Annotated in this window: 19 protein-coding genes; 12 read left to right on the top strand and 7 right to left on the bottom strand. The window is 53.7% G+C overall.

Translation table 11 applies throughout. The features are described 5' to 3' along the window. Window positions 1–1,557 carry an ABC transporter substrate-binding protein gene (locus KWG64_RS15020; protein WP_305079900.1) on the top strand — a complete coding sequence of 519 codons (1,557 nt, stop codon included), beginning with the start codon at window positions 1–3 and terminating at the stop codon, window positions 1,555–1,557. 65 nt (window positions 1,558–1,622) lie between these two features. Here the strand turns inward: KWG64_RS15020 and KWG64_RS15015 are convergent, their stop codons facing one another. Continuing rightward, window positions 1,623–2,828, bottom strand: coding sequence for an MFS transporter (locus tag KWG64_RS15015; RefSeq protein WP_218522330.1), 1,206 nt, complete (start codon window positions 2,826–2,828; stop codon window positions 1,623–1,625). A gap of 112 nt (window positions 2,829–2,940) precedes the next feature. On the opposite strand from KWG64_RS15015, the gene KWG64_RS15010 reads away from it, so the two are divergent. The 3 genes from KWG64_RS15010 to KWG64_RS15000 all read left to right on the top strand — a co-directional run bounded on the left by KWG64_RS15010 (window position 2,941) and on the right by KWG64_RS15000 (window position 5,999). Further along, window positions 2,941–3,897, top strand: a complete 957-nt coding sequence (locus KWG64_RS15010) for a LysR family transcriptional regulator (protein WP_218522329.1) — start codon at window positions 2,941–2,943, stop codon at window positions 3,895–3,897. Between the two features lie 158 nt (window positions 3,898–4,055). Then, window positions 4,056–5,039, top strand: coding sequence for a zinc transporter ZntB (gene zntB, locus KWG64_RS15005; RefSeq protein ID WP_218522328.1), 984 nt, complete (start codon window positions 4,056–4,058; stop codon window positions 5,037–5,039). A gap of 282 nt (window positions 5,040–5,321) precedes the next feature. Next, window positions 5,322–5,999 (top strand): hypothetical protein, encoded by a 678-nt coding sequence (locus KWG64_RS15000; RefSeq protein ID WP_218522327.1) that lies wholly within the window; start codon window positions 5,322–5,324, stop codon window positions 5,997–5,999. A gap of 57 nt (window positions 6,000–6,056) precedes the next feature. Here the strand turns inward: KWG64_RS15000 and ttcA are convergent, their stop codons facing one another. Further along, on the bottom strand, window positions 6,057–6,992 hold the full coding sequence (ttcA, locus tag KWG64_RS14995) for a tRNA 2-thiocytidine(32) synthetase TtcA (protein ID WP_195815280.1): 936 nt from the start codon (window positions 6,990–6,992) through the stop codon (window positions 6,057–6,059). A 431-nt stretch (window positions 6,993–7,423) separates the two neighbouring features. Here ttcA and KWG64_RS14990 point away from each other — a divergent pair, with 431 nt between their 5' ends. Then, window positions 7,424–8,665: a diguanylate phosphodiesterase gene (locus KWG64_RS14990; RefSeq protein ID WP_218522326.1), complete on the top strand. Its 1,242-nt coding sequence runs from the start codon at window positions 7,424–7,426 to the stop codon at window positions 8,663–8,665. A gap of 87 nt (window positions 8,666–8,752) precedes the next feature. On the opposite strand, the gene KWG64_RS14985 is transcribed toward KWG64_RS14990, so the two are convergent. The 4 genes from KWG64_RS14985 to ycgZ form a co-directional block, all read right to left on the bottom strand. Further along, the gene (locus KWG64_RS14985) at window positions 8,753–9,010 is read right to left on the bottom strand and encodes a biofilm development regulator YmgB/AriR family protein (RefSeq protein WP_195815282.1); all 258 of its coding nucleotides are present in this window, start codon (window positions 9,008–9,010) and stop codon (window positions 8,753–8,755) included. Between the two features lie 109 nt (window positions 9,011–9,119). After that, the gene (locus tag KWG64_RS14980) at window positions 9,120–9,455 is read right to left on the bottom strand and encodes a biofilm/acid-resistance regulator YmgB/AriR (protein ID WP_326838664.1); all 336 of its coding nucleotides are present in this window, start codon (window positions 9,453–9,455) and stop codon (window positions 9,120–9,122) included. After that, window positions 9,436–9,729 (bottom strand): hypothetical protein, encoded by a 294-nt coding sequence (locus KWG64_RS14975; protein ID WP_195815284.1) that lies wholly within the window; start codon window positions 9,727–9,729, stop codon window positions 9,436–9,438. Before KWG64_RS14975 ends, KWG64_RS14980 begins: the two co-directional genes overlap by 20 nt. Window positions 9,730–9,921: 192 nt before the next feature. Next, a complete protein-coding gene (ycgZ, locus tag KWG64_RS14970; protein WP_152327116.1) occupies window positions 9,922–10,161 on the bottom strand; it encodes a regulatory protein YcgZ in 240 nt (79 codons plus the stop codon). A gap of 277 nt (window positions 10,162–10,438) precedes the next feature. Between ycgZ and KWG64_RS14965 the strand changes: the two genes are divergently transcribed. The 3 genes from KWG64_RS14965 to nudI all read left to right on the top strand — a co-directional run bounded on the left by KWG64_RS14965 (window position 10,439) and on the right by nudI (window position 11,540). Further along, window positions 10,439–10,672 carry a YgdI/YgdR family lipoprotein gene (locus KWG64_RS14965; RefSeq protein WP_195815285.1) on the top strand — a complete coding sequence of 78 codons (234 nt, stop codon included), beginning with the start codon at window positions 10,439–10,441 and terminating at the stop codon, window positions 10,670–10,672. A gap of 32 nt (window positions 10,673–10,704) precedes the next feature. Beyond that, window positions 10,705–10,932 carry a YgdI/YgdR family lipoprotein gene (locus KWG64_RS14960; protein ID WP_218522325.1) on the top strand — a complete coding sequence of 76 codons (228 nt, stop codon included), beginning with the start codon at window positions 10,705–10,707 and terminating at the stop codon, window positions 10,930–10,932. A gap of 182 nt (window positions 10,933–11,114) precedes the next feature. After that, entirely contained in the window at window positions 11,115–11,540 is a 426-nt protein-coding gene (gene nudI / locus KWG64_RS14955) for a nucleoside triphosphatase NudI (RefSeq protein WP_195815287.1), read from the top strand. A gap of 56 nt (window positions 11,541–11,596) precedes the next feature. Here nudI and KWG64_RS14950 read toward each other — a convergent pair whose 3' ends face one another. Then, window positions 11,597–13,396 (bottom strand): transporter, encoded by a 1,800-nt coding sequence (locus tag KWG64_RS14950; RefSeq protein WP_218522324.1) that lies wholly within the window; start codon window positions 13,394–13,396, stop codon window positions 11,597–11,599. A 241-nt stretch (window positions 13,397–13,637) separates the two neighbouring features. Here KWG64_RS14950 and KWG64_RS14945 point away from each other — a divergent pair, with 241 nt between their 5' ends. The 4 genes from KWG64_RS14945 (at window position 13,638) to KWG64_RS14930 (ending at window position 18,700) form a co-directional block, all read left to right on the top strand. After that, on the top strand, window positions 13,638–14,975 hold the full coding sequence (locus KWG64_RS14945; protein WP_218522323.1) for an alginate lyase family protein: 1,338 nt from the start codon (window positions 13,638–13,640) through the stop codon (window positions 14,973–14,975). Further along, complete coding sequence (locus KWG64_RS14940; protein WP_218522322.1) at window positions 14,972–17,110, top strand: heparinase II/III family protein; 2,139 nt, start codon at window positions 14,972–14,974, stop codon at window positions 17,108–17,110. The genes KWG64_RS14945 and KWG64_RS14940 overlap by 4 nt, the downstream gene beginning before the upstream one ends. A gap of 10 nt (window positions 17,111–17,120) precedes the next feature. Next, window positions 17,121–17,897 carry an SDR family NAD(P)-dependent oxidoreductase gene (locus KWG64_RS14935; protein ID WP_218522321.1) on the top strand — a complete coding sequence of 259 codons (777 nt, stop codon included), beginning with the start codon at window positions 17,121–17,123 and terminating at the stop codon, window positions 17,895–17,897. A 92-nt stretch (window positions 17,898–17,989) separates the two neighbouring features. Then, window positions 17,990–18,700 (top strand): FadR/GntR family transcriptional regulator, encoded by a 711-nt coding sequence (locus tag KWG64_RS14930; protein ID WP_195823196.1) that lies wholly within the window; start codon window positions 17,990–17,992, stop codon window positions 18,698–18,700. Window positions 18,701–19,000 lie beyond the last annotated feature (300 nt).

The following is a 19,000-nucleotide window of genomic DNA, read 5'->3' as shown; positions in this document are numbered from 1 at the left end:
ATGGCCGCTCAGGTTCCCGCCGGTACGCAACTTGCCGCCAGACAGGAAATCGTCCGTCATATCAAAGATGAACCCGCTTCGCTGGATCCGGCAAAAGTCGTCGGCCTGCCGGAAGCGCAGGTGGCGCGTGACCTGTTCGAAGGTCTGGTGAATCAGGACGCTAACGGGAAAAGCATTCCCGGCGTCGCCGAAAGCTGGCAGAACCAGAACAATCAGGTTTTCCTCTTCACATTGCGTAAAGACGCCAAATGGTCGAACGGCGATCCGGTGACGGCGCAGGATTTTGTTTACAGCTGGCAGCGTCTGGTTGATCCGAAAAGCTTAGCAACCGGTTCATGGTTTGCGGCGCTGGCCGGTATCGCTAACGCCGATGCGATCATTGCCGGGAAAATGCCGGTTGATAAACTCGGTGTTACCGCCATCAGCCCGACGCAACTGCGCGTTACGCTCGACCGTCCGGTGCCATTTTTTGTCAGCCTGCTGGCGAACTTCAGCCTGTTCCCCGTGCATAAAGCCACGGTGGAAAAATTTGGCGATGACTGGACCAAGCCCGGCAATCTGGTGGGCAACGGCGCATATGTGCTCAAAGAGCGCGTCGTGAACGAAAAACTGGTGCTGGAGCCGAACCCGAATTACTGGGATCACGCGCGTACTGTACTGACGAAAGTCACCTTCGTCCCCATCAATAAAGAATCCAACGCCACAAAACGCTATCTGGCCAATGACATCGACATCACCGAATCCTTCCCGAAAGATCAGTACAAAAAACTAATGCACGATATTCCGGGGCAGGTCTACACGCCGTATCAGCTCGGTACCTATTATTACGCGTTCAATACCCGCCGTGCGCCGACCGACGACGCCCGTGTGCGTCTGGCGCTGTCGCTGAGTATTGACCGCACCGTGATTGCCGAAAAAGTGCTGGGTACCGGCGAAAAACCGGCATGGCATTTTACGCCTGACGTCACCAACGGTTTCAAAGCCACGAAAAGTGAAATGCAGGATTACTCGCAGGAAGAGCTGAATGCGCAGGCAAAAGGGCTGCTGGCGGCGGCGGGTTATGGCCCGAACAAACCGCTGCATCTGACCTTGCTGTACAACACCTCGGAAAGCCATCAGAAGATTGCCATCGCGGTGGCCTCGATGTGGAAAAAGAATCTGGGGGCGGATGTAAAACTGGTTAATCAGGAATGGAAAACCTATATCGACAGCCGCAACACCGGCAATTTCGATGTGATCCGTGCGTCATGGGTCGGCGATTATAATGAAGCGTCAACCTTCCTGTCCCTGCTGACGTCCACGCACACCGGTAACATCAGCAAATTCAGCAGCGCCGATTACGACAAAGTGATCGCTGAAGCCAGCCGTGAAACCAGCGACGCGCGCCGTAACGATGACTACAACAAGGCCGAGCAAATTATCGCCAGCCAGGCACCGATTGCGCCTATTTATCAGTACACCAATGGCCGCCTGATCAAACCGTGGGTGAAAGGCTATCCGATCACCAACCCGGAAGATGTCGCTTACAGCCAGGAAATGTACATCATTAAACACTGATTATGGCGGTTCTCCCCCAAATGCAAAAAGCGCCAGTCACGGCGCTTTTTGTTTTTATCTGACAGTCAGCTTTTACGGCTGAACAAACGGACCAGCAGGGCGGCGGCCGCCGCAACGGTGGCCAGCAGAACCACACCCGTCCAGCCACCGGCTTCCAGCGCTTTACTGCCCAGCGCGGCACCGGCGGACATTCCGATAAACACGACGGTAAACAGCAGGGCGTTCAGTCTGCCGCGAGCCGCAGGTTCGAGGCCATAAACCAGTGTCTGATGGGCAACCAGCGTGGCCTGAATGCCTAAGTCAAAACCGATGGCACTCGCCACAATCAGCGCAAGTTGCGCATGCGGCGACAACAGCGGCAGCAGGAACATCGCGGCGAATGACACCATCACCAGCGCAGAACCCATTTGCGTGACCCGCGCCGGGCCTTTTTTATCGGCTAATGCGCCTGCCAGCGGAGCCGCCAGCGCACCGGCTGCACCGGCCAGCCCGAAAGCACCGGCCACCGCGCTGCCCAGATGGAATGTATCGTTGAGCATAATCGCCAGGGTTGACCAGAACGCGCTGAATGCGACAGACAGCAAACCCTGAGCCAGCGCCGCGTGGCGCAGCGTTTTATAGTGCTTCCACAATCCGAACATGGAGTGCAGCAGTCGGGCATAGCTGATGCACGTGTCCGGCGTAAACCGTGGCAGAACCCGCCACAGCGCAAAACCAATCAGCGCGACGCTCACCGCTGCCAGCTGATACATCACCCGCCAGCCAAAATACTCCGCAACAAAACCGCTGACCACGCGGGAAAGCAGGATCCCGACCAGCAAACCGGTCATTACCGTCCCGACCGTTTTACCGCGCTGCGCCGCCGGAGCAAGATGCGCGGAAGCGGGCACGATATCCTGCGCCATGGTCGCGCCGATACCGGTGATCAGACTGGCGGCCAGTAAGCCGTGAATGCCCGGCACAAAACCACACAGCAGCAGTGCAACGGCCAGCAAAATACTCTTGAGCAGGATAATTGTCCGGCGGTCGTGACGGTCACCGAGCGGGATCAAAAACAGAATGCCCAGCGCGTAACCGGCCTGCGTCAGCGTCGGGATCAGCCCGACTGACGTGGTGCTGGCCTGCAAGTTTCCGCCCATAATGCCGAGCATTGGCTGGCTGTAGTAAATCGATGCCACGCTCAGCCCGGCACCGGCGGCCAGCGTAAAAATGATTTTGCCGGAAAGCGCCGGTTCAGCGGCGGTTGCAGAAGTTTGGGTGATGTCTGACATGATGTTTTCCTGATGAATACGTGTGTTGTGTGGATGTCATGGCACGCATTCTTCACCCGAACGGTTATAAGTGGTAGCCTGCACAAAGGTAAAACTGTTATACGTGAGGCGTATGAATACACCACTCACCAGCGGTATTGACCGCATCGACTTAATGCAGACGTTTGTCCGTATCGTTGAAAGCGGCAGTTTATCCGCCGCCGCCGCCCAGCTGGGCACCAGCCAGCCAACGGTAAGCCGCCGCTTGCAGTCGCTGGAGAAAATGCTCGGCGCCCGACTGATTCTTCGCACCACGCACGCCATGAAACTGACCGACGACGGCGAGCGGTGTTATGCGCAGGCCAAATTATTGCTCGAACGCTGGGCGTCGCTGGAAGATCAGTTACACGGCGCGGGAGATGAACCGGTGGGTACCCTGCGCGTGCGTGCGCCGCATGCATTCGGGCAGGATCAGCTGATCGGGCCGCTGACCCGCTATTTAAAGCAGTATCCGAACCTGACGGTGGACTGGATGCTCAACGACCGCACGCCGGATTTTCTCTCCGAAGATATCGACTGCGCAATTCAGGTCGGGAACGTTGCGGATCCGTCGATGGTGGCGGTTTTGCTGGCTGAAGTGCCGCGTATCGTGATCGCCACGCCCGAATTACTGCAACAGCATCCGGTGACGCAGGTCAGCGAGCTGGCGAGTTTACCCTGGGTCGCCCTCAGCACTTTTTACCGTAATGAAGTCATGCTGCGCCACGATACCGACGGCAGAATGGAAAGCTGCACGATTGCGCCGCGCATGGCGACAGACAGCTTATACGCCGTGCGCAAGGCCGCGCTTTCCGGGCTGGGCGCGGGCATTGTGTCGGCGTGGGTAGTGCAGGACGATCTCGAGCAAGGGCATTTACAACGCGTCTTGCCCGGCTGGAACGCGCTGCCGCTGCCTGTCTATCTGGTGTATCCGTATTCCAGCTATTATCCGGCGCGGCTGCGTAAATTTCTGGAAGTGATGCGTGGCGTTATGCCGGATCTGGCCGAAATGCAGGCACCGGGCAGTCAGAAATACTCTGGAAAATTGTGAAACAGTAAAGCGGGCGCTGTTTACATTTTTCCCGCGAACTCATGGCATGATCGCTTCAGGATATTGAGGTGAAGGGTTTTCACCTGAGTTGTGTTTTGGAACTTCAAGCACTTAACGCTAAACTTAGAAAAGATAACGCAGAAAAAGCGAGGAACATCGTGGAAGTGATAAAGGGAAATGAACTACAGGTTGCCGACGCCGTTTATTCATTCCAGATGAACGGCGAGGGCGGTGTGAACGAAATCAGCCCGCAGTGCGTGGCGAGCGATGAAAAGCCGTGCTGGCTGCATCTGGATTACACGCGGCCTGAAAGCGAACGGTGGATCAGCAATACGCCGGTGTTGCCCGATACCGTGCGCGAAGCGCTGGCCGGTGACAGCGTGCGGCCAAAAGTGGTGCGCGTCGGCGAAGGGACGTTAATCACCCTGCGCAGCATCAATCTGAATGCGGATGCAAGACCGGACCAGTTGGTCACGATCCGCGTTTATCTGACCGATAAAATCATCGTCTCGACCCGTCATCGCAAGGTGTTCTCGATGGAAGAGATGATCAACGATATGCAAACCGGCAGTGGCCCGAAAAATACCGGCAGATGGCTGGTCGAAACCTGCGATGCGCTGACCGATCACACCAGCGATTTCATCGAAGACCTGCACGACAAAATCATTGATATCGAAGACGACCTGATGGAACAACAGGTGCCGGAGCGCGGTCAGATGGCGTTGCTGCGCAAACAACTGATCGTCCTGCGCCGTTATATGGCGCCGCAGCGTGATGTCTTCTCGCGTCTGGCGAGCGAACGTCTGCCGTGGATGAATGACGACGACCGCCGCCTGATGCAGGAAATCTCCGATCGTCTGGGGCGCGGGCTCGACGATCTGGATGGCAGCATTGCGCGCACCGCAGTGCTCTCCGATGAAATCAGTTCACTGCTGGCGGATTCCCTCAACCGCCGCACGTACACCATGTCGATGCTGGCGATGATCTTCCTGCCAACCACCTTCCTCACCGGGCTGTTTGGTGTGAACCTTGGCGGGATCCCCGGCAATACGTCGCCCTTAGGTTTCGGGATTTTCTGCGGATTTCTGATGCTGCTGGGGGTTGTTGTGGCGTGGTGGCTGAAGAAAAGTCGCTGGCTGTAATGTACTAATTGCCTGAAAAAAGGCAAAAAAAAGCCGGTCATAAGACCGGCGTCGTTCGAATTAAATTGTGCTATGCATTAATTCTAAAAATTTGGAAATAAGACAATATGGAGCACAACGCCCATCGCTTGACGTTGCATTCACCTGCGGAATAGATACTGCACCCAATCAACGGTTCTAATGTTGATTTCGCTCAATCTTTTTGAGGTTTATGCCCTGCAAGGTGCATTCACAGGCACTTTTGCCGGAACGATCTCATTTTTGCTTACCCAGGAGTTTGTCTTGCATACCGCCGAAATGATTCAAAAAGCGTATGACGACGCGACCCGCAGAACGCTGGAAATCTGGAGTTCTCACCCGGAATCCGGCGTTGTCCGTTCAGAACCGTTCTACCATCCCACCCGTCTGGCGATCACCAGCGGAAACCGCGCCGGGCCGGCCATGGCAGGGCTGATATCGGAACTGGAAGCGATGACGCAGGGCGATCCGCTGGCAGACGTCGCGCCGCCTGACGGCATGCATTTTACTTTTTTTCCCGTCACGCAGGCGCTGTATGGCAAACCGGAAGACGCACCGGGAACCGGTGAATTAACCGCTATTTTCAGAAAGCACTGCGACGGTCATATCATGCACATCCGCGATTTGCGGCTGATTGCGTTGCCGGATCAGCTGCTGCTCGCCGGATTTCCTGATGAACAAAGCCAGCGTGTCAGACAATCGCTGGTGGATGATTTGATGAAAACGCCGTGGGCAGAAAAAATCCGGGAGCGGTTTCCTCATACGGAGATCCCGCCGATTTTCTGGCACAGCACGCTGCTGCGTTACAGCGCACAATACCTGCCGGAACCGCTGCGCGTCTGGTTTCATGAAAATCAGCATCGAAACTTCGGAGCGCTCAGCCTGCCGGTCAGACTGGTGATGACCAACTACAACTGGACCGAAACGTTCACGCTGGTCTGAAAAGCAAAAAGCCCGCATCAGCGCGGGCTTTTCAAACGGTGACTTCCGGACGAAATTTTACTTAATTTCCAGCACGTTCAGACGTTCAACCGGCGCAGCCGTTTCGTCGTCTTCAGGCTGCCAGCCCGCAGGCTGCATCGGGATCTCTTCACGGTCAAACGCCAGATCGCCGCCATCAACCACTTCACCGCCATGTTTAATCCCTTTGAAATCAAAAAGATTCATGTCGTTCAGATGTGAAGGCACCACGTTTTGCATCGCGCTGAACATGGTTTCGATACGGCCAGGGTATTTTTTATCCCAGTCGTTCAGCATGTCGCCGATTACCTGACGTTGCAGGTTTGGCTGCGAACCGCACAGGTTACAAGGGATGATCGGGTATTCGCGCGCAACGGCAAAACGCTCAATATCTTTCTCACGGCAATACGCGAGGGGGCGGATCACGATGTGTTTACCGTCGTCGCTCATCAGTTTTGGTGGCATACCTTTCAGCTTGCCGCCGTAAAACATATTGAGGAACAACGTTTGCAGCATGTCGTCGCGATGATGGCCGAGGGCGATTTTGGTACAACCCAGCTCAGTCGCGGTGCGGTACAAAATCCCGCGACGCAGACGCGAACACAGGGAGCAGGTGGTTTTGCCTTCCGGGATTTTGTCTTTCACGATGGCATAGGTGTCTTCGGTGACAATCTTGTATTCCACGCCCAGCTTTTCCAGATATTCCGGCAGGATATGCGCCGGGAAGCCCGGTTGTTTCTGGTCAAGATTGACCGCCACCAGGGAAAAATTCACCGGTGCGCTTTTTTGCAGATTGCCCAGAATTTCCAGCATGGTGTAGCTGTCTTTACCACCGGACAGGCAAACCATAATGCGGTCGCCTTCTTCGATCATACCGAAGTCACCGATCGCTTTACCGACTTCACGGCGCAGGCGCTTTTGTAATTTATTCAGGTTGTACTGAGCTTTTTTATCAACTGATTGAATTTCTGACATTAATAGTAACTCTGACTCAAAAAGGGGCACCAGAAGGGCGTGGTCGTCATAGCGCGAGTTTAGCATTGTGCGTTTCTGTCTGCGCGCAGCTCATGTCTTCCGGCCGGACGGCGTTGTGGCGCGTATGATACGGATTACGCCGCCGAATGTCAGCGCGTTTTATAGCAGATTAAGAAAGGGAAGGTTTGGCGCTACCGGTGACAGCAAGTTAAAAGCCTGCTGGCTAACCCGTTTAATTGCTACCCCGCAGATTTGTGTTGTATCAATGGTTTTTTCTTGTTCAATCTCTTCATATAAATTGCCGGCACCGCGGGGCATTACCGCCGTTTCCCGGTCTGATTTCATAAGGGAAAATGATAGATTGGGATGTTTCTATAACCGAAATTTCTGCTACCCTGAGGGTCTAAACACGCTCCTTTTGGAAACACCCGATGCTTTTAACCCTCGTTTACCGCAGCCATATCAGTGAGCATGTTCACTCTGCTTCACTGGTCGACATGGTGTCACAAGCCAACGTTAACAACGGACTGTTGAGCATTACCGGCATTCTGCTTTTCGACGGGATGCACTTCTTCCAGTTACTGGAAGGGCCGGAAGAGGCAGTGGACGCACTCTACAGTACGATTTGCCAGGATCAACGTCACCATAACGTGGTGGTGCTTATGCGCGACTATGCGCAGTCGCGTCGCTTCGGCAATGTGGGGATGGAGCTTTTTGACCTCAGGCATCATCACGAAGATGAGGTGCTTCAGGCGGTGCTCGATAAAGGTACATCGAAATATCGTCTCACTTACGAAGACCGGGCCCTTCAATTTCTGTGCACCTTTGTGCAGGCTCGTGAGAAGGAAAATTATCTCGAAATTCTCCCGGCTGATTCCTGGTCTTTCATCGCCGATGAAACCCTGAAAGCAGAAGTAGAATTTATCTTTCCCGAGATGCAGGACTACAGTTTTGCATTCCAGCCGATTGTTGACCCGCTGAGCCGCGAGATTATTTCTTATGAAGCGACAATCCGCGGGCCGGAAGGTGGATCAGCGATGGAGTATTATTCCCGTCTGTCCGGAACAACGATCTATGAGGCGGATCTCAAATCCAAAAAGCTGGCTTTTGCCATGGCGCAGAAAATGGGGATCGGCGAAAAAACGATTTCAATCAAGCTTTTGCCTATGACACTTGTCATGGTGCCCGATGCTGTGGAGTCCCTGATTAATGACATCATCGCCGGCGGGCTGGTTCCTGAACAGATTGTGGTGGCAATCACAGAAAACGGCGTCATAACTCGTGAGGACAAGTTTTCCACGGCGATGAAACAACTTAAAGCCTCGGGAATGCGTCTGGCGATCGATGATTTTGGTGCGGGTTCTGCGGGATTGCTGCTGCTGACGCAATGCCAGCCGGACAAAATTATGATTGATCGCAATATGATTTGTGACATCCATACCAGCGGACCGAAACAGGCCGTCGTGCAGGCCATCATCAGGTTCTGCTCGGCGTTAGAAATCTCTGTTATCGCGACAGGCGTTGAAAAACCTGAAGAGTGGATGTGGCTGGATGCGGCAGGGGTGTGTAATTTTCAGGGCGAGCTGTTTGCTGAGCCAAGGCTGAAGGGCACGCCGGTAGTGGCCTGGCCGGAAGTCAGCTACGAGTATCAGTCAGGTCATCAGGCTCTCTGAGAGCTTGCAGGCGGCATGTAAGCTTTAAACGCATGAGCCCGGCAGATAATATTTGCCGGGCTCATTTCAAAATGATTTTCTGTGGATTTATACAATATCATCGTCCGGTGTGCGGTAAACGACGTACTCAAGTGCTTCCAGATAAATATCTTGCTTATCGGTATCACTTTCCTGCTCAATCTTCTGAATCAGACAAAGAATAATATCTTTGTGCGTCACCACTTCTTTTTGATTCTTTAAGTTTTTATAAATACGGATGACCGTTTCGTTTTCAACCAGAAGTTCAGGGTCTTCTGTCAGAATATAATCAGCCAATGTGACATGAGTATAAGACACGTCTTGCATTTTAATACCCTCCGCGTTTGTAATTAGAAAATATCATTTAATATCCCGCGCCTGTCTGCAATGACTGAGCGGGAGGCGAATAATAGAAAAGCGGATCTTTCTTTAAAGATCAGAATCCGTAATCATCCGGCGTCATGCCCACCACCATTTCAAGTGCACCGCGCAGAATATCCAGCTGCACAACGTCAGAAGTGGTTTCAAGCTGATTAATCAGGTGCAGCATGATGGCCTTATTGGTCACCGTACCTTTATTCGCATGAATAAGACGAATTGCGGCACCCAGAACTTCTGCTTCGCTGGAGTAAAGTTCACCGGCTTTAGCGAAATGTTTATAAATGCCAGAACTGTTGACGGCGTCTGACATCGGCTGAGATGGATTTGATACAACCGAATCGCTGTGACTTAATGCACATTGGTTTGATGTATCAATGTTTTTTCTGGTCATCGGACGGCCCTTCAGCATTGAAAAAGTGTCGTACATTGTCGACATCCCGGACTTCATAACTGACACGCGCACGCTTATCAGCCTGATCGTGGCGCATCTCATTAATGATCTGCTCCAGGGCACTTTTTCGATTTAGATTTTCAGCACTCGCAGCCATAAACTGTAACTGCTTAATGAGTCTGTCGATTGATATTGGACTTTTCGATTTAAGTAAGGAAATGACTGCCTCACCAATCAGTTTGTCCGTTAATTTTTCTTCAGTACTTCTATACATATTATCAGCCTCTGAATATATGCTGGCCAAAAGTCTGGGCAGAGTAGCTTCAGGTTCAGAGTTATTGCTTCATACCATTGGGAATTACGCTAAGGGAAATAAAGCATTGGTAGGCGATGAATTAATCAAGCCCGCATAATATGTCAAACCGAATTTCTATGAAGCTAATTTTTACTCTGTCAACTTATCAGATCATGAATCACGTTCGAGAACCAGACGGATAAGCTTCATATAATGCTTTTCCTCTTCTTCGCTGCCAGCGGATTCAACACGATTCAACAGTTTCGAACACAACGCTTTGCGATTAAGGTTCCTGCCTGCTTCCAGAATTTCAACCACAACGCGTCCCATTGTTTCCTCTTTAGAAAAACCCTGAGTGTAGAGAGAAGGGGAGGTTTCTGGTGACAATCCATCGTGCTTATTCTGACGCATGACATATCCTCTTGTTAATGTGTGCGTAGTTAATGATTACTTGTGTGACTATAAAGTTATACAAGATGTAGAAAGTTGTACAGGTATTTTTAGGAATAAATGACAGGAATACAGAATATTCTTAAACGAGGAGTTGCTGAATCGCGACAGTTTTTCACCGGCAGAGGCGTACTTTCTCAGAAAATTTCCGTTTGTCCTATTTTTCAATGCCTCCGGGAAGAGTGCCTATACTTACCTGACTAATTGTTAAGACTGAACCCCTTTCAGGAGGAAATGTATGAACAGGAAAAACCTTATTGCCGCGTCGCTGGCTGCTGTTTCCATTTTATTCGTAGCCGGTTGTGCGTCGAATCAGGCGATTAAAACCACGGACGGAAAAACCATCGTTACGGACGGCAAACCTCAGGTTGACAGCGATACCGGCCTGGTATCGTACAAAAATGCTGAGACAGGAAAGACTGAGCAGATTAACCGCGATCAGGTTAAAAACATGAGCGAACTGGATAACTGAGTTGCTCAATAATCGTCAGACAGGAGAGAAATATGAACAGGACTTTGCTTTTGCCAGTAGCCGCATTAATCAGCGTCGCAGCCTTATCGGGCTGTACACGTACGAGTTATGCCATTCAGACCAATGACGCGAGAACCCTCATCAGCGACGGTAAGCCAAAAGAAGCGCCTACCGGATTGCTTGAATATACTGATGCCAATGGTGTGAAACAGCAAATCAACAAATCCGAAGTGAAACAGGTAACGGAGTTGCCTAAATAAGCCCGGTGTTTCTGATTCAATTTCCTGATTATTTCTTAAAAACCCGCTGATAAAGGCGGGTTTTTTATTTTTGCGCAGCACCTCTCATCTCTTCCCGACGCCCGCCACAGCGACGCCAGATTATGGTACTTTTTAGCGCGCACAATAGTCTCAAACAAAGTCTTAAAACAAGGAAAGTCATCATGCGTCAAAGAACTATCGTTTGTCCGTTGATTGAACATGAGGGAACGTATCTGCTGTGTAAAATGGCCTCCGGGCGCGGCGTTTTCCCCGGCCAGTGGGCGCTTTCCGGCGGCGGAATGGAACCGGGCGAAACCGTTGAGCAGGCGTTATTGCGCGAAGTGCGGGAAGAGTTGGGCGAAGCACTGGAACTGACGCATATCACGCCGTGGACGTTCCGCGATGATATCCGCCTGAAGACGTATCCCGATGGAACTCAGGAAGAAATCTACATGATTTACCTGATTTTCACCTGTCAGGCGAAGAACACGACGATTACGCTTAACGACGAATTTGAAAGCTACGCCTGGGTGCGTAAAGAAGATCTGCTGAAGTTCGATCTCAACGAAGCCACACGCATCACGTTAAAACAGCGCGGACTGATTTAAACGAGAAACAGGGCATTCCATTCAGAATGCCCTGTATTCGTTTTCTAACTGCGCTGTTACCGCTGTGATGTCGCGATGTTGCGTTTCGCCGCTTTCCCTTCTTTTACGGCTTTCATACCTTTCTCCGCACTGCGATGTAAAATCCAGCCGAAGATAAGTATCGACAGCGCGCAAATCAGGAACAGAACGCGGCCCCATAACGGGTTCGGCACCAGCACCATCAGCAGTAAACCGGCGCCCATATACATGGATATCCGGCCAATTTTATCGCGCTGCAATCGGTCAAATTCATCCTGTTCATTATCGGCATACACCGGCGTTTCCATATCGGTGAAAAACTGCTGACGCTGAGTTTCACGGGCCGTCGCATTCTCGCGGTAGAACAGGGTAGTCAGGCAGAAGAACCCGCCGGTGAAGACCAGATGCGAGAAGATATTCCACATAATCGCCACATCCAGCATCTCGCGCGCGGTCAGCGTGATACCCAGTAAACGGGCGACATCTGGCGCGGTAAACACGTTAGCGACGATGTAAGACACGACTAACCCGAACAACACCGTGACCCACGCCGCCCAGTCCGGGGTTTTGCGGATGAACACACCCAGAAACAGCGGCACGATAATCGGCGCCTGCATCAGCGTGCCGACTTTCATCATCAGGTCGAACAGGCTGACGGTCTGCATCGTGTGCATATATTGCGCCACCAGGATCACCAGAACGCCGTTGACCACGCACGCGGCCTGACCGACGCGCAGCTGATACTTGTCGCTGCGTTCTGCGTTGCGGTTAACAATGGGCGTCCAGAAACTGCGCACAAAAATCCCCGAATTGCGGTTCAGCGCGCAGTCCATCGACGACATCGTTGCGGCAAATAATCCCGCCATCAGCAGGCCAACGGTGCCCATCGGCATCGCGCGTTCCGCGAAAATCAGATACACCGCATCGGTGGCATTTTTCCCCAGTTCGGGGTGTGCGGTTGCGGCGTCAGGATAAAGAATGGCCACCGCCCACGGCGGGATAAACCAGATCACCGTGCCAATCAGCATCAGAATCAGCGCAAACAGCGCCGCTTTTTTGGCGTTAAAACTGTCTTTAGCGTTCAGAAAACGGTAAGAATCTTGCAGGTTATTAATGCTCTGCACGTTCTTGATAAAGAAAAACAGGAAACAGGCGACCAGCAGGGAGATGTAATGCGGGCCGACGTCAGGGCCGGTGAAAAAGCCGGACGGGAATTCTGTCACCAGTTTGACCGGGCCACCGACCTTGAACAGCGCAACCACCGCACAGGCAATCGAAATAATCGCCACCACCAGCGTCTGCACAAAATCACTCGCCACCACGCCCCATGCACCGCTCAGTAACGAAATCACCAGTACCACCAGACCGGTGACCCACAGCGTCAGCGTAATGTCGTGCTGGAACACCGCGCTGGCAAACACCGCCAGACTGTTCAGCCATACCCCGGCGCTGAGAATGCTCAGCGGAATAATCATCCAGGTGAAAAACTGTTCGTTACCTTTGCCGAATCGATGGTTGATGGCCTCTGTGGCAGTATCGACCCGAAGCTGGCGAAAGCGGGCGGCGAACCACCACCACGCCACCAGATAGCCGAACACGTTACCGGCGAACACGCTCACCACGTTGAAACCGTAGCGGTAAGCCTGTCCGGCGGCACCGGTGAAGGTCCAGGCGCTGAACTGAATCATGAACGCGGTGGCGCCCACCATCCACCAGAGCATGCGCCCGCCGCCGCGGAAATAGTGGCTCGATGAGCCGGAAGCCATCTTTTTGAACGCGTAACTGATGGCAATCATTAAGACGAAGTAACCGATCATGACCAGAACATTGATATCCATTGTCGTTACTCTCTCGTTTGCAGGGGAGGTTTTTGGTTATGTATTGAGCAAGCGTAGAAGAGGAGATTTAAATTAAAAGTCCGACAAATAAGAAATGCTTAGTTTGTTATCGATTTGTGAAGCTGGTCACTTGTCGGGCTATTTGTGTGCTTTTAAGCCAATTCCAACTGGCGCTTCGCATCATTCATTGCTTTATTTGTATTACTAAAGCGCGCTAACCCTTTTTAATTCCGGAGAAAGCATGACGTTTATTCAGTGCCGTACCGTTGATGTTAAACAGCTCGCCGTCGTGGCGATGATGGCGTTTTGCAGCGCAGGTGCGCTGGCGGCAGAACCGGCATTTCTGAACACGGCCCAGCTGAACGTGGTTCGCCAGCAATTGCATGAAAACACTGCGGCTCCGCAAACGCAGGACGCTTACCGGCATCTGCTGGCGGCGGCGGATTCCGCTCTGAAAAAGCCCAACCTGAGCGTGACTGACAAAGGCATGACGCCGCCCTCCGGCTCGAAGCACGATTATCTCAGCCTGAGCGCTTACTGGTGGCCGGACAGCAGCAAAGCGGACGGTTTGCCGTGGATCCGTAAAGACGGGCGCGTCAATCCGGCGAGCAAAAACGAGCAGAGTGACGGCGTGCGGCTGGCGGATTTCACCGCGCGGGTGCAGAACCTGACGCTGGCCTGGTACTTCTCCGGCGAACAGAAATATGCCGATAAAGCTGCCAGCCTGCTGCGGGCGTGGTTTATTACGCCGGAAACGCGCATGAACCCGAACCTGAATTATGCGCAGGGCGTGCCGGGTATTTCTGCCGGACGAAACGCCGGTGTGCTGGACGGGCGTTACTTCTCCACGCGCATTGTGGATTCACTGGTTTTGCTGCACGGAAATCCGGCATGGACTGACAATGACGATCAGCAAATCCGCGTCTGGATGCAGGATTATCTGACCTGGCTTCAGGGCAGCAAAATCGCCAAAAAAGAGGGCCGCACGCAGAACAATCACGGTAACTGGTATGTTACGCAGGTGTCCGGCATTGCGTGGTATCTCGGCGATAAAGCGGTGATCCGCGATATGGCAAAACTGATGGAAAGTAAGCTGGATATCCAGCTCAAACCCGACGGCACGCAGCCCGCTGAACTGGCGCGCACCCGTTCGTTCCATTACAGCTATTTCAATTTGCAGGCGATCAGCATGATGGCGGTGCTGGCGCAGAAAAACGGCATCGATCTCTGGCACTACAAAACGCCACAAGGCGGCGGGCTGCTGACCTCGCTGGATTTTATGGCGCGTTACACGGACCCGTCTGTGCCGTGGCCGTATAAAACCATCGACCAGATCCGCGTGCGCCCTGTGCCGCTGCTGTCGTGGGCGGATAACGGCACCGGCGGGCAGCGTTACGAGCAGCAAATCCGCCGTGCCACGTTTGAACTGCCGCCTGCCGTAAAACCCGCTGCGGGTGGGTATCATGAAGACGTCACGCGCGGCGCGGTGATGGAGGCGGAACGCGAAACCTGGCTGTTATCGCTGCCCGCGTTTGCGGCCGGTTATGTCGCGCCGCAGGCCGCCGGAGGCAAAAAATGAGCCTCTGGAAACCGCTGCTGATAAGCCCCGACGATGCCCAACAATTACGGGCGCAGCGGGACGCCGAAACGCTGCCAGGCGCGGTGCTTCGCGAAAATATCGCCGCACTGGAAACATTCATGGCGCAACCGGCGCAGGTGCCCGGTCACGGCGAAGCGGGCGGCGCGGAACATCATCAGCACAAGCAAAATTACGTTTACATCAATCTGGCCGGACGACTTTTTTTGATCACCGGCGAGCGGCACTACCGGGATTTCGCGCTTTCATTGCTGAACGGTTACGCCGATATTTACCCGACCCTGGGCAGCGCGACCAGTAAAGACAGCAACGCGCCGGGCCGGATTTTCCATCAGACGCTCAATGAAAATATGTTCTGGCTGTACGCCGTCGAAGGCTATCACTGCCTGATGCCGTCGCTCAGTCAGCCTGAGCGTGCGCACATCGAAGACCACCTGTTTCGCGTGATGGCGGATGACGCACTCAGCCGCCATGCGAAAGATTTCGATATCGTACATAACCACGGGATCTGGTCGGTCGCCGCCGCCGCCATCAGCGGGTACGCGCTGGAAGATGATTCGTTGGTTGAAAAGGCGCTGTACGGGCTGAAAGGCGACAGCGCAAGTGGCGGATTTTTTGCGCAGCTCAGCCAGCTGTTTTCACCCGACGGTTATTACATTGAAGGGCCGTATTACCATCGTTTTGCGCTGCGCCCGTTGTTACTGCTGGCGGAAGTGATTGAACGCCGGCAGCCGGAATTGCAGATCTTTCAGTTTCGCGACGAGATTATCCGCAAAACCTGCGAAGCATTAATCCTCACCGCGTTCCCCGACGGCACCTGGCCTGCGCTCAATGATTCCTCGAAAACGATCAACATCTGCGACGACGGCGCGGTGATTGCCGCCAGCGTCTGTTATCACCGTTATCATCAGGATCCGCGCTGGCTCGCCGTCGCTCAGAAACAGCAAACCGTCTGGCTGAGTGCCGCCGCGCTGGCGCTTTCCGCCGCGTTATCGGATTCCCCTGCGCAGCCGTTAAACCGGGAAAGCGTTGAACTTCGCGACGGGCCGGAAGGGCAGCACGGCGGGATCGGAATTTTGCGCAGTGGTGAGGAAAACCAGACCATGGCGCTGATGTGGTACGGACAGCATGGCAGCATTCCGCGCCTGCATTCGGCACTGAATCACGGGCATTTCGACGGGCTGCATCTGAGCCTGTTTAATCACGGGCGCGAGTTTTTGCGCGACTACGGATTTGGCCGCTGGGTTAACGTCGAGCCGAAATTCGGCGGGCGCTATATTCCCGAGAACAACACTTACTGCAAGCAAACCGTCGCGCACAATACGGTCGTCGTCGACGGTCAGAGCCAGAACGGCGGGCAAAGTCTGGAGGCTGAAAAGCGTTCCGGCCAGCGGCATTTCTTTGTCACGCAGGCTCAGGCCGGGCAGGGAATGAGTGCGCGTTTGCACGATTACAGCCCCGGTGTTGAACAGCAACGCACCGTGCTGCTGCTCGATTTACCGGAGTTTCCATCCCCGCTGATCGTCGATGTTTTCCGTCTTACCAGCGACGAGCCGCATCGTTACGATTATTGCCTGCATCATCACGGCCAGTTTGTGCGCAGCGATATCACGCTGAAAACCGCAAGCGAATTAAAACCACTGGGCGAAAACTACGGCTATCAGCATCTCTGGGATTGTGCACGCGGCGCAGTGCCCGCCGGTGATTCTGCGCTGTTCAGCTGGCTGGACGGCGGAACTTACCGGACGCTCGTCAGCGCATTCCCCGACGGCGGCGAACTGATTGTTGCCCGCACCGGCGCAAACGATCCGCATTTCAACCTGCGCAGCGAACCGGCGTTGCTTCTGCGCACGCACGGTTCTGACGCCATTTTTGCCAGCGTATTCGAAACCCACGGTTATTTTGACGAAGCGACTGAAACCTCGCTCGACGCAAGAGGGAAAGTCTTACAGGTCCGCGTGGTCAGCCACGACGACCGTCAAACCGAACTGAATATTCTCTGCTCCGGCAACCGGACATTAAACGTCCGCATCAGTAACGGTCCGACACCGGATGCGGAAAACGCCTTCAGCGCGGTGTGGCGGGCCGTCTCATCTCTGAACATTTCCGAGTCATAAAGGAGTCATCATGTTTAACGATCTGAAAGACAAGCGAGTTCTGATTACCGGTTCAACGAAAGGCATCGGTCTGGCAGCGGCGCAGGCCTTTGCGGCGGCAGGGGCGAAAGTCGGGATTAACGGTCATCGCCACGACGCGAGCCTCGATAAACTGGCGGCCGGTATTGCCAAAAATGGCGGCGAAGTGGCGTACTTTGGTGCCGACGTGACGAAGTCTGCGGAATGCGAAGCGCTGGTCGCCAATTTTGTCGAACGTTTTGGCGGCATCGACGTGCTGATTAATAATGCAGGCGGGCTGGGCGGCCGTCAGGGTTTAGAAAATATCGATGACGAATTTTATGATCACGTGATGGATCTCAACGCCCGCTCGGCGCTGATGGTGACGAAATTCGCCATTCCGCATTTACGCCATGCGGCAAAACAAAGCGGTAAAACCACGTCAGTGATCAGCACCGGTTCGATTGCCGGACGCGAAGGCGGCGGGCCCGGCGCGAGTTTGTACGCGGCGTCCAAAGCCTGGCTGCACAACGTACACCGCAACTGGGTGAAGGAATTCACCAAAGACAATATCCGCTTCAACGTCATTGCACCGGGCACTATCGATACGGTTTTCCACGCAGATAAAAGTGCGGAAGTCCGTGAGAAAATCGCCGGTTCTATTGCCATGGGGCGCTTTGGCACCAGTGAAGAACTGGCACCCAGCTTCCTGTTTTTTGCATCCCATGCGTGCAGCGGTTACATCACCGGCCAGATATTAGACGTCAACGGCGGGCAGATGGCGCCATAGCGCACAGTTCGTGAGTTTAGCGCGACGCCCGCATGCAGCGCGGCGTCGCCTGAACTATGATGTCGGCAATCTGCACAGAAAAAGGGAAGCGAATGACGATGCAGTTTGAAACCGCCGCAGGCATGACCCGTGGCCTCAACACTCACATTGCCCGCGATATTGCCCGCAAAATCCTCTCCGGCGAACTGGCACCCGGCGCCATTTTGCCCAGCGAAATCGAGCTCGGCGAACAGTTTGGCGTCAGCCGCACCGCGCTGCGTGAAGCCCTGAAACTGCTGACGTCAAAAGGTCTGCTGGAATCTCGCCCGAAAATCGGCACCCGTGTTAAAGAGCGCCCGCAGTGGAACATGCTCGATCCGCAACTGCTGGAATGGATGCAGGGTATGGAAGCCACGGAAGAGATTTACCATCAGTTTCTCGAATTCCGCAAAGCGATAGAACCGCATGCCACGGCACTGGCAGCGGTGAACGCCAGTAAAGAGCAACGCATTGAGCTGTCACGAATTTACCGCCAGATGTGCCACGTTTCGGAGAATTTCGATGCGCAGGCGTGGGTAAATATCGATACCCAGTTCCACCGGATGATCTTCATCTCCTCCGGAAACTGTTTTTATGTCCCGTTCGGTAATGTGCTGACGACGATTTTTAAGTGGTTTTTCGAATACTCGTCGAAGGAAGGCGGTATGTGCCTGAATGAGCATAAAAAAATTTACGAAGCGATTATGGCGGGGGATGAGGGAGCCGCGTATTCGGCTTCGCTGGGGCTGATGAAGGGGCATAAGCACCGGCTTCAGCGGGAGTAATTTGGGTTTTCTCTCATAAATCAAGACCTTGGATTGCCACCCAAACCGGCCTCAAGGAGCGCCTGTCGCCGCGCCCCTTGAGAATCCCGGGCTCTTAAACTGCGCGCTGCCGCTCGCTGGCTATTTTCCAGCGGCTCCGGCTATTGCCGCAAAATCCCGCCGCTGCGCGGTTCCTTCCAGTCGGATTACAAACCGCACGAAAAGATATGCGGTTTTCCACCTCTCCTTACATCGTGATTTTTGAAAACGGCCAGGTGCTTTTTAGTTCACAACCTCACCACTACTGGTCGAAAAAATGCA

This window comes from Rahnella sp. PD12R, assembly GCF_019200965.1.
GTDB lineage: Bacteria > Pseudomonadota > Gammaproteobacteria > Enterobacterales > Enterobacteriaceae > Rahnella > Rahnella laticis.
This window is presented reverse-complemented; position numbering and strand designations above follow the sequence as displayed.